8 protein-coding genes and 1 pseudogene are annotated in these 11,400 nt (G+C 43.6%); 3 read left to right on the forward strand and 6 right to left on the reverse strand.

Features of this window, described 5'->3' with window-relative positions; all coding sequences use genetic code 11:
• Positions 1–2: 2 nt before the first annotated feature.
• The 5 genes and pseudogenes from cydC to tadA all read right to left on the reverse strand — a co-directional run bounded on the left by cydC (position 3) and on the right by tadA (position 6,815).
• On the reverse strand, positions 3–1,742 hold the full coding sequence (cydC, locus tag PRIP_RS13290) for a thiol reductant ABC exporter subunit CydC (protein ID WP_036101625.1): 1,740 nt from the start codon (positions 1,740–1,742) through the stop codon (positions 3–5).
• Positions 1,742–3,457, reverse strand: a pseudogene (gene cydD, locus PRIP_RS13295) (thiol reductant ABC exporter subunit CydD). The gene cydC and the pseudogene cydD overlap by 1 nt, the downstream one beginning before the upstream one ends.
• A complete protein-coding gene (gene cydB / locus PRIP_RS13300; protein ID WP_036101627.1) occupies positions 3,457–4,470 on the reverse strand; it encodes a cytochrome d ubiquinol oxidase subunit II in 1,014 nt (337 codons plus the stop codon). Before cydB ends, cydD begins: the two are co-directional and overlap by 1 nt.
• 1 nt (position 4,471) lies before the next feature.
• Positions 4,472–5,896, reverse strand: a complete 1,425-nt coding sequence (locus PRIP_RS13305) for a cytochrome ubiquinol oxidase subunit I (RefSeq protein WP_036101629.1) — start codon at positions 5,894–5,896, stop codon at positions 4,472–4,474.
• A gap of 445 nt (positions 5,897–6,341) precedes the next feature.
• A complete protein-coding gene (gene tadA, locus PRIP_RS13310; protein ID WP_036101632.1) occupies positions 6,342–6,815 on the reverse strand; it encodes a tRNA adenosine(34) deaminase TadA in 474 nt (157 codons plus the stop codon).
• A 154-nt stretch (positions 6,816–6,969) separates the two neighbouring features.
• Here tadA and PRIP_RS13315 point away from each other — a divergent pair, with 154 nt between their 5' ends.
• The 3 genes from PRIP_RS13315 to PRIP_RS13325 all read left to right on the forward strand — a co-directional run bounded on the left by PRIP_RS13315 (position 6,970) and on the right by PRIP_RS13325 (position 9,929).
• On the forward strand, positions 6,970–8,547 hold the full coding sequence (locus tag PRIP_RS13315) for an acetate--CoA ligase (protein ID WP_036101634.1): 1,578 nt from the start codon (positions 6,970–6,972) through the stop codon (positions 8,545–8,547).
• 73 nt (positions 8,548–8,620) lie between these two features.
• Positions 8,621–9,067, forward strand: coding sequence for a GNAT family N-acetyltransferase (locus PRIP_RS13320; RefSeq protein WP_036101636.1), 447 nt, complete (start codon positions 8,621–8,623; stop codon positions 9,065–9,067).
• 295 nt (positions 9,068–9,362) lie between these two features.
• Positions 9,363–9,929 carry a hypothetical protein gene (locus tag PRIP_RS13325; RefSeq protein ID WP_036101638.1) on the forward strand — a complete coding sequence of 189 codons (567 nt, stop codon included), beginning with the start codon at positions 9,363–9,365 and terminating at the stop codon, positions 9,927–9,929.
• Between the two features lie 254 nt (positions 9,930–10,183).
• On the opposite strand, the gene PRIP_RS13330 is transcribed toward PRIP_RS13325, so the two are convergent.
• On the reverse strand, positions 10,184–11,400 hold a 1,217-nt coding region (locus PRIP_RS13330), incomplete at its 5' end, for an LPXTG cell wall anchor domain-containing protein (RefSeq protein WP_149023831.1).

Raw genomic sequence — 11,400 nt, forward strand, 5'->3', positions numbered from 1 at the left:
TTTTATAGTTTTATAGGTCTGTCTAACTCATAAAGATGACGGTAACGTTCTTCCTTTTGTAAAAGTTCTTGATGTGTTCCATTCATAATCATTGTACCATTTTCGAGAAACAGAACTCGATCCATTTTCTCCACACCAACTAGATGATGTGTGACCCAAAGCAATGATTTCCCTTGCAATGTCTCAAAAATTGTCGCGAGCAACGCTTTTTCAGTGATTGGGTCAAGGCCAACTGTGGGTTCATCCAAAACAACAATTGGCGTATCTTGTAGTAAAATTCGTGCTAAAGCAATCCGTTGTCGCTCCCCGCCTGAAAAACGCGCACCCATTTCTGTCATTTGCGTCTTATAGCCATCTGGCATGCTCACTATGAAATCATGTAGCTTCACTTGCCGCGCTACCTCTTCCACCTGCTCATCCGTCGCATTCTGATTGCCCATTCGAATATTATTCAATACCGTTGTGTTGAACAAGTGCGCCTTTTGATTCAGCATCGCAATGGTTTCCGCAATTTGTGGCCGCAGCTTATTCACCGGTTCACCATTCAACGTAATCGTCCCAGATGTCGGCGCCAAAGCACCCTGCACTAATTTCAAAAATGTTGATTTCCCAGTACCACTTCGTCCTAAAATCGCAATTTTATCGCCTTGTTTCAACTCAAAATCCAATTTTTGCAACACTGGCTTTGCATCCGCATAGCTAAACGTCAAATTTTCCGTGCGCAGTGTTACATTTTCATTATCAATCGTAATTTTTTCAAGCGCGCCTTCTTCTTCCCAAGTTAGAAGTTCCGCGTCTTCGATTTGTTCCAGTCGCGCCAGTGAGTCTTTATACAGCGCACCGTCACTCACTGCATTGCTGACCGGAATAAAGCTTTCCGACAAGGCCAAAATCGCCAAAACAAAGGCAGCAATGAAAGTCGGAGCGAACACGCCGTCAACAACTTGCTCATTCGTCCAATAAACCATCGAAACGACCATCACCCCAATAATTAATTGCCCCACAAAATCGCGTAAAGTCGCAAAACGAGCTTGTTTTGTTTCAATCGCAAGCATTTCTTTCTCGTCCGCCTCATATCCCGCGATAAAGCTCTTTTCACGACCACTGAACATCCAGTCGCTAATGCCGAAAACCGCGTCGGTGAATTTCTGATATAGTTTGTTACGTTCTTGTTTCATGTACGCATTCTTGCCGCGTGCGTAAAGCAATGATACCCAAGGCATTACCAGCACAAGTAGCGCAATGTAGGCGAAAAACAGAATCGCAAACGGTATCGAAAAGACGCCGAGCGAGATAACAATGCCACCATAAAGCACCATCGCCACAATGTTTGGTAGTAACGTCGTCAAATAATAATTTTGCAGATGTTCGATATCATCCGAAAGCAAACCCAAAATGTCACCCGTCCGATAACGCGAACGTAGTAATAATGCTTGCGGCTCAATCATTCGGTACAAACGCACACGCATTTTCTCCAAAATTCGGAGCACAAGGGAATGGCTCGCAAGGCGCTCCACATAACGTGAAACGGCCCGCATGATTCCAAATGCTCGAACACCAACAATCGGCACATAAATTAGCAAAATTGTCTCTGGAATCGTCGCCGCCGTCGAGATCAAGTAACCCGACGTGAACATCAGCGCACCTGTTGCAAATACCGTCAGCAATCCTAGAAATATAACCCAAAGGAAGAGCAACCGATTTTGTTTTAAGTACGGCCTAATCCAACTACTTTTTCTCATCAGATCTCCTCCAATTGCGCTTTAATTAACTTGGCGTAAAAGCTTCTTTTGCAAGCAATTCCGCATGTGTGCCGACTTCGACAATCGCGCCGTGGTCCAATACGATAATCCGGTCCATCTCAAGCATCCAGTGCAAACGATGGGTTGCAAAAAAGACAAGTCGATTCTCAAACAAATCAAGCATTGGTTGCTTCAATTCATACTCCGTCTCAATATCCAGATGTGCTGTCGGTTCATCCATCAACACAATTCGACGATCACTTAGGAACGCACGCGCAATCGCAATCCGTTGTTCCTGACCGCCACTAAGTATCCGTCCTGCTTCACCAACAAGCGTATCATATCCCGCATCAAGCTCCGTCACAAGATCACGCAAGCCCGCCGCGTTCGCCGCACGTTCCACAGCCGCATCATCACTTTCCGGCGCATAAAAACGAATATTCTCGCGCACCGTCTCATGAAACAAGTAAGGATGTTGCGGAATATACGTCACCTGACTCTGCCAAGCCGCATCGCGCAACTGCACACGTTCCTCATCATTCCAAATAAATTCCCCACTCGTCGGCTCTAAAAAGCCACTCAAAACATCAATAATCGTCGACTTCCCTGCTCCAGTTGCCCCAATAATTCCGATTTTTTCAAAACCAGAAACAGAAAAACTCGCCGCTTCAAGCGATGTCGGCGCATTCTCTTGATGCTGTACCGTAATATTTTGCAAAGCAAATCGCGTATTCGCATCATAATCTAGCGTTTGATCCGTCGCAACTTCCGTCACATCTTTATCAATAATCGCTTGAATCACGCGTCCAGCCTCTTGCCCGTCAAGCGTCGCATGATAATCCGAGCCGACCTCCCGAACTGGCAAAAAGTACTCCGGCGCCAGAATCAAAATACCAAGTGCAATTGGTAAATTCATCGTCATTTCAATCAAGCCTAGCCCAAGAAACACTGCCACCGTCGCCACCGACAGCATCGTAAAGAAGTCCAACGCAAACGAAGACAAAAACGCCATCCGCAATGTCCCCATCGTCGCCTTGCGATAATCCGTGCTCACCTTCGCAATATTGCGTTCATGCGAGCGGCTAATCCCAAGATACTTCAACGTCTCCAGACCCTTCAACGAATCCACAAAATGGTTCGACAACACGCGATGCGTCTCAAACTGTCGATCCGCCTGCTTCTTCGTCGCCAGCCCAATCATAATTAAAAAACAAAATCAATATCGGCAACGTCAAAATTAGAATCGTGCCCGACGTCCGATCTTCTATAAATACGTAGATTAAAATCATCACTGGAATAATCGACATGTTCATCAGTTTCGGCAAAAACAGCTCTAAATAACGTCTGAAATCCGCGACACCTTCCATGACCATCGTCACCACTTTCCCCGTTCCTTCCGCACTTGTAAAACGCGGCCCAAGTAGAAACAGTTTGGAAAGCAATTGTTCCCGCATCAACGTTCCCGTTTTTGCAGCATAGTCATAGACGATTTTCCGCTTCCATACATTCAAAAAATGCCGCACGAGATAAGCCCCTGCAAAGAGGCTTAAATCGAACAGCGCGTCACTCCACGGATCGCCGTGAAACAATGTCGTAATCGCAGTCGCTAAATATCGAGCCATTGCAATGATAGCCGCGCCCTGAATCACTGTCAGGACGGCTAGCATCGCAAGGATTGGTTTTATACCTTGATATTTTAACAAATCTCTACCCATTAGTACGTCATTTTCTCCTTACTAGATACACGTTTGCGGAACACATAGTAACTCCAAACTTGATAACCAAGTACGAACGGAAGCAATGTAAGCGCCACAATCGTCATTACTTTTAGCGAATAGTCGCCAGATGCTGCATTGTGTATTGTTAAATCGTAAAGCTTGTCTGTGGAACTAATCATAACACGAGGGAAAAGCCCCGCAAAAATCGAGCCAATCGTTCCGACAATGCCAAGTCCACTAAATGTAAACGCCCAACCTTCGCGACCCTTCCATAGGAAAACCGCAGAAAGCACGTAAAATACGACCGTTAAACCAATCATAATTGGCAATAGCACTGGACGAACTTCGAAAATATCTGTGTAGAAAATCGCCATCACAACGAAGATAGCAAGTACAGGAACCGTTACAAACCACATCCGTTTTGCAATACGATTCGCGCGTTCACGAATTTCGTCATGCGTACGAAGCGTAATGAAAAGCAAGCCGTGGAAGTAACAAATAAGTGTCACTGTCACACCACCCATAAGTGAGAACGGCGTAATGTAGTCAAAGAAGCCTGCATTCATATTCATCTCGCTATTAATCGGCATCCCCGCAACAAGTGAGGAGAACAATACGCCAAGCAAGAACGGCGGTAAAATACTACCGATAAAAATAACCCAGTCCCACGTTTTCACCCAAGCTTTTGACTCATGTTTACCGCGGAATTCAAACGAAACACCACGTCCAATAAGCGCTAGCAAGAAGAACACAAGTGGGATGTAGTATCCACTAAACATCGTTGCATACCAGTTCGGAAACGCCGCAAAAATCGCGCCCCCAGCCGTTAGCAACCAAACTTCATTGGCATCCCAGAAAGGGCCAATCGTATTGATTAAAACACGACGTTCCAAGTCATTGCGCGCCACAAAACGCGTGGACATACCAACACCAAAGTCAAATCCTTCTAAGAAGAAGAAACCGATAAATAACACAGCAACTAAAAGGAACCATAGTTCATTCAAATCCATTTTACTGCGCCCCCTTTAGATCAAATGGGTCGACAGACACGACTTCTTTTTTACCTTTTTTATCGTCGTGATCATGTCCATTTGGCCCTTTTTTGATTTCGCGAACAAACAGCCATATAAGAACAACTGCAAGTGCTAAGTAAATCGTTGAGAAGGCAATCAGCGAGAACAATATCGAGCCTGCCGAGACGTTCGGTGAAACCCCGTCTGCCGTTGACATATAACCGAATACTACCCACGGTTGACGCCCTACTTCTGTCATAATCCAACCCATGGAGTTCGCTAAAAACGGGAAGCCAATCATTGGAATCATTAAACGTAAATACAACTTAGATGTAGTTAATTTCTTACGCCAAGCAAGGAAAGCGCCCCACAAGCCGAAAAGAATCATAAGCATCCCGGAAAGGACCATGATACGGAAACTCCAGAATGATGTTTTTACTGGTGGAATGTAGTTCATATCTTCCCCGAAGCGATCTTTATACTTCTCTTGATATTCTGCTTGTAGTGATTTCATACCTTGTACACTACCAGAGAACGTCGAATAGGAAAGGAAACTTAGCGCGTACGGGATGTTAACTTCCCAGGTGTTTTTCTGGTTAGCCACATCGATACCCGCAATCATTGTCCAAGGTGCAGGATCAGCCGTGTCCTCCCATATCCCTTCTGTTGCCGCCATTTTCATCGGTTGTGTTTTAACAAGGTATTGCGCTTGTTGGTGACCACTGAAGGCCGTACCGAAACCACCGATAATAACGAGAACAAGTGCGATTTGGAATGACTTACGGAAGAAGTCCACATCTTGTTTTTTAAGTAATTTGTAGGCACTGACACCTGCGACAAAGAATGCCCCAGTTGCAAAAGCCCCGAAAATAACGTGTGGGAACTCGACGAGCAGTTGCCCGTTTGTAATAAGTGCCCAGAAGTCGTTCATTTCTGCGCGTCCATTGATTTCTTGGAAACCGACTGGGTGTTGCATGAATGAGTTCGCTGCCAAAATCCAGAACGAAGAGAAGACCGTTCCGATAGCAACGAGCCAAATGCACATTAAATGCAACTTCTTGTTCAAACGATCCCAACCAAAAATCCACAGTCCGATAAAAGTCGATTCCATGAAGAAGGCTAGTAGCGCTTCAATAGCAAGCGGCGCACCAAATACATCCCCTACGAATCGCGAGTAATCCGACCAGTTCATCCCGAATTGGAATTCTTGAATGATCCCTGTCACTACCCCTACTGCGAAGTTAATTAGGAACAAGTGTCCCCAAAACTTCGACATTTTTTTGTAGATTTCTTTTTTCTTCACAACATACAACGTTTCCATAAGAGCAACCATAAATACAAGTCCAATAGAAAGTGGTACAAATAAGAAATGGAACACGGTTGTTGATCCGAATTGAAGTCTAGCTAAGAAAAGTTTATCCACCTTTTTTCCTCCTTTTGATTATATTGGGCGTTTAACCCGTTTTGTTAGCGTTATAATAATTTGGCAACACTATACTATACACATTAAATGATTGTGAAAAACCGCGAATAAAAAGATGCTTACTTGTGTTTAAATTCACAAATATAAGCCCCAAGAAAAACAAAACCCGGAATCCCCTGATTTCGCCTTGTTTTTCCATATTTTCTAAATTATGCCTATTTATTCACATAAATATGTAGAGAAAGGCCAAATTAAAATAAGTCTTACTTAGTCTTTATTCTATCCTATTTCTGCCCAAATTTGTTTAGTTCTTTTGGTTCTATTTTCTTAAGGGAAAACATGGAGACGCGAAATGAGACGGGCGGCTCGATTCAGTGGCATCAGCTAAATGCGCATTTTTTCACATAAAGTGATAGAGTGGACATATTTTGAATTAAAATAGGTACTAAGACTCTTTTTGTTGCTTTTTCCGTGCGCGCAAGTCTCGGAAGAAGTTAGTTAGGATGGCACCGCATTCTTCGGCCAGTATGCCGGATTCGACGTTGCATTCGTGATTGAAGCGCGAGTCTTGGAGTAGATTCATTAATGTTCCTGCTGTTCCGGCTTTCGGATCGGCAGCTCCGTAGTAAACCGTTTCGATGCGGGATAATAGGATGGCTCCACTACACATCGGGCATGGTTCTAGTGTGACGTATAATTCTGCGCCTTCTAAACGCCAAGCATCTTGGTTATGGCAAGCGTCTTGGATAGCTAAAATTTCGGCGTGCGTGATGGCGTTATTCGTTGTTTCGCGGAGGTTGTGCGCCCTGCCGATGATTTCGCCATTTAGTACGACAACTGCGCCAATCGGGACTTCCCCTTTTTCGCGTGCTTTTTCTGCTTCTTGTAGCGCCTCGCGCATGTATTGTTCTTTATTCATCTTGTTACCTCCCAATTCTTCTTTATTTTAGCATAGGGGCGGGATGGATGCCTTTTATTTGCTTTGGCCGACCCTATATAGTACCATGTATTAGTACTAGGTACTAATTATGTGGATACTTTGAAAAAATTGATATATCAAGGAGAGATAGGAAATGAAGTCTGAAAATTTGATTGCACCTGAATTTTATAATATTACGGATGAAATCGCGCAGTTTGACTCGGAGAAGACCGCTTTGGTTTGGGAAAATGAGGCTGGCGAAGTGCGGGAATGGTCGTATCATCGTTTGCTTGAGACGGCGAATCGGTTTGCAAATGTAATGACAGATGCAGGAATCGGCAAAGGGGATCATGTGATTGTGATGATGCCGCGCTTGCTGGAAACGTATGCGGTTTATATGGGAATCTGGCTAACTGGCGCGATTATTATTCCTGCATCGGAACTTTTGAAGGCGCATGATTTGGAGTATCGGATTCATCATGCGAACGTGAAGGCGGTCATTGCGGATGCGAGTTGTACGGCGGAGTTCGATAAGATTGCGGATGCGCCGAGTGTTGTGACGCGGATTGTGGTTGGTGGCGCGCTTGACGGTTGGCAAAGTTATGAGCAGTTGATGGAGAATGCTGCGGTGACTTTTGAGAAGGTGGCGACGCGTAAGGATGATCCTTGTTTGCTGGCGTTTACGTCTGGTACGACGGGAAATCCGAAAGGTGTGGTGCACGTGCACGGCTGGGGTTATGCGCATATTCGGATTGCAGCGGATCACTGGTTGGATATTCGTGAGAGTGATACGGTTTGGGCAACGGCAGGCCCTGGATGGCAGAAATGGGTATGGTCACCCTTCTTATCTGTGCTTGGAAAAGGCGCGACGGGATTCATTTATAATGGTCGCTTCCATCCTGCAAAACAATTGAAACTTTTGCAAGATCGCCAAGTGAATGTGCTTTGCTGTACACCGACGGAATACCGTTTGATGGCAAAAGCGGATCATTTGAACACGTATGATTTAAGTCATTTGCGTAGCGCTGTGTCTGCTGGTGAACCACTGAATCGCGAAGTGATTACTGTTTTCCAAGATAATTTTGATATTAAAGTTCGGGATGGTTATGGGCAAACGGAGAGCACACTGTTGATTGGAACGCTGGTCGACTTCCCGATTCGTCCGGGTTCGATGGGCAAGCCGATTATGCCGGAATACATGGCAATTATTGATGAAAACGGCCAGCCTGTTGGTGTCGGTGAGATTGGCGATATTGCGATGCGCAAAGATTTCCCCGCCTTATTCCAAGAATACTATAAAGAACCTGAACGTTTGGAAAAAGCGATTCGCGGAGATTATTTCGTGTCGGGCGACCGCGCGTATCGTGATGAGGACGATTATTATTGGTTCCAAGGTCGGAATGACGATATTATTATTAGTTCGGGTTACACGATTGGGCCGTTTGAGGTGGAAGACGCACTGACACACCACCCTGCCGTGAAGGAAGTTGCAGTTGTCGCAAGTCCAGATGAGATTCGTGGAACTGTAGTCAAGGCCTTTATTGTTTTGAAAGACGGCTATGATGGAGATGATGTGCTCGTAAAGGAATTGCAAAACTTTACAAAAAATCGTACTGCGCCTTATAAATATCCGCGACGGATTGCGTTTGTAGAAAGCTTGCCGAAAACAGATTCCGGTAAGGTTAGACGTGTCGCTTTACGTGAAGCAGAATTCGCAAAAATTTCTCAATGATAGCGATTCACTAATCATTGCTAAATCGTGCAAAATTGGGTACAATCATTCCAAAGAGAAAGGGATGGTATAGATGAAAACTCAGTTTATAGAGGCTAATCAGACGCATGATTTACGCCACCGTGTGTTGATTCCAGATCATCCAGTGGAAGCACTTGTGTACCCTGGTGATGACGATGCAGCAGCATTTCATGTCGGTGTTTTTGATGACAAGGAGCGTTTAGTGGCGATTGGGAGTTTTTATGAAGAAGCAGATAACCATTTTGATGGGAAAAAGCAATATCGACTACGTGGAATGGCAAGTGATCCGAATTTACGCCTGCAAGGGCTTGGAAAAGCGGTGCTTGTATTTGCGGAAGAAGAGCTCGCGCGTCGCGACGCCGATCTGCTTTGGTGTAATGCACGTGTCATTGCGACTGGATTTTATGAGAAAATGGGATTTCATTCGGTCGACTCGGAGTTTGTAATTCCCAAAATTGGCGGGCACTACAAGATGGGAAAAGTATTGCAGGCAAAATAAGCGCATCCGGCTTTTCAGGTACTCTCTTTGTATACCTTTTTTCGCCTAATTTAACGAGATTAATAACTTTTAGAAATCTCCGTCATTTCTACCTATATTCCCGATTATAACTATAATGCATTAGATTTAACGTTTTAAATTTTTCAATCGCTCTGGAGTTTAGCAGAATGTGAACAAACTGTCACAAAAAACGGTTTTTTATTTTAGAAAACCTAATCTATCTCTCTTGAAACTATTTATTGTATATCTTATACTAATCAAAGGACGAAAAAATAGTACTTAAAGGAGATTACACATGCGAAAGAGCGTCATTTTACTACTATGTTTTGCTATTCTGGGAGCTGGATTAGCGGGCTGTGGTAATTCAAATGCAACGGATAAAACAGATACAACTAAGAAATCTGAAACAGCTGCCAAAGATGAAAAAGCTTATTACACACCGAACTGGAGCGACGATTGGAAAGGTCTTAAATCACAAATACTACTTGTGACCGTCGTTAAACGAAATAATGCCAATATCAAAGCGTCAGATGTAAAGGATGAAGGTATTGTTAGAATCAAGTTCCGTGCACAAAATACATCAAAGCAAACAATGCAGTCATTTCTTAATGAGGCAAAGCTAACAATTGGAAAGTCTGAATACAAAATTTCTAAAGAGCGTAGTACAAACATCGAACCAGCAATCGATAAAGGGCGCAGTAAAGAATCTGTCCTAATGTTCTATATTCCAACATTAGCATCTGCTAAAAAAATCGATAACGCTAAACTCGAATGGACTGTAAGCACTGAGGCTGATAAAGCTAAAATAAATGCTACTAATTCGAAAAATTATCAAGTAGATTTAAAATTGTCCGGTAAATAAAATCATTAGCATTTCATTACCGAGGGCTAGTTTCCTACGGGACTCAATACCCTGAAGTCAACGCATCGATTGGATGTCAACATATCCTAATCGATGCGTTTTTCTAATCGCTCTCTTTTACATAACCTAGAAAAAGACCAGCTAATAGCCAGTCCTATCTTAATTACTAGTTCAAAATCGCATATGGCTAGCAAAAAAACGACGATTGTCAATCTGGATTCATCCAAGACTAACAATCGTCGTTTTTTATTCATTTATTTTTTTCGTCTAAATAATAGGCTCCCTAAAGCCATACATGCACAGCCGAGCCAACCTATTGCTTGCGATGTTTTATCTCCTGTTTTCGGTAATTTCTTGCTGATTTTTGATGGTGATAATAGTTGTGTTGGTTGTTGTGTGTTTAGGTTTAGCGCTGATAGTACTGGCTGGACAATAAGCTTATCTTTCTTTTCCATTGCTTTTACCTTTACAATACGTTCAAAAGTTGCTTTATTTCCGTCCTTATCCGTTACTTCGTACATTACTTTATACGTGCCTGGTTTGCTGATGTCGACATTATTGCGCACTACTTTGATTTGCTTCGTAATATTACCGTCTTCTTTATCTGTTGCTTGCATCGTGCTCATTGGATCAAATACGCTTTTGGGATTCAGTTTCGTCATTGTTTCTCCTGCGATGACTGGGGCTTCTGTCACTTTGACTGTACGAGTGAATGTCGCCTTGTTCCCATCAGTATCGGTTACTTCGTAGGTTACTTCATAGTTACCTGACTTACTTGTGTCCACTGAGTTGCTCACGACTTGGATCTTTGCTGTAATATCTCCGTCTTCTTTATCTGTTGCTTGCATCGTGCTCATTGGATCAAATACGCTATTTGGGTTCAGTTTCGTCGTTGCTTCTCCTGTGATGACTGGGGCTTCTGTCACTTTGACTGTACGGGTGAATGTCGTCTGGTTTCCGTCAGTATCGGTTACTTCGTATGTTACTTCATAGTTACCTGACTTACTTGTGTCCACTGAATTACTCACGACTTGGATCTTTGCTGTAATGTCTCCGTCTTCTTTATCTGTTGCTTGCATCGTGCCCATTGGATCAAATACGCTGTTTGGATTCAGTTTTGTCATTGTTTCTCCGGTGATGATTGGGGCTTCTGTCACTTTGATTGTACGAGTGAATGTCGCCTGGTTTCCGTCAGTATCGATTACTTCATATGTTACTTCATAGTTACCCGGCTTACTTGTGTCCACTGAATTACTCACGACTTGGATCTTTGCTGTGATATCTCCGTCTTCTTTATCTGTTGCTTGCATCGTGCTCATTGGATCAAATACGCTGTTTGGATTCAGTTTTGTCATTGTTTCTCCGGTGATGATTGGGGCTTCTGTCACTTTGATTGTACGAGTGAATGTCGCCTGGTTTCCGTCAGTATCGATTACTTCATATGTTACTTCATAGTTACCCGGCTTACTTG

It is taken from the genome of Paenilisteria riparia FSL S10-1204, assembly GCF_000525995.1.
In the GTDB taxonomy this organism is placed as follows: Bacteria; Bacillota; Bacilli; order Lactobacillales; family Listeriaceae; genus Listeria_A; species Listeria_A riparia.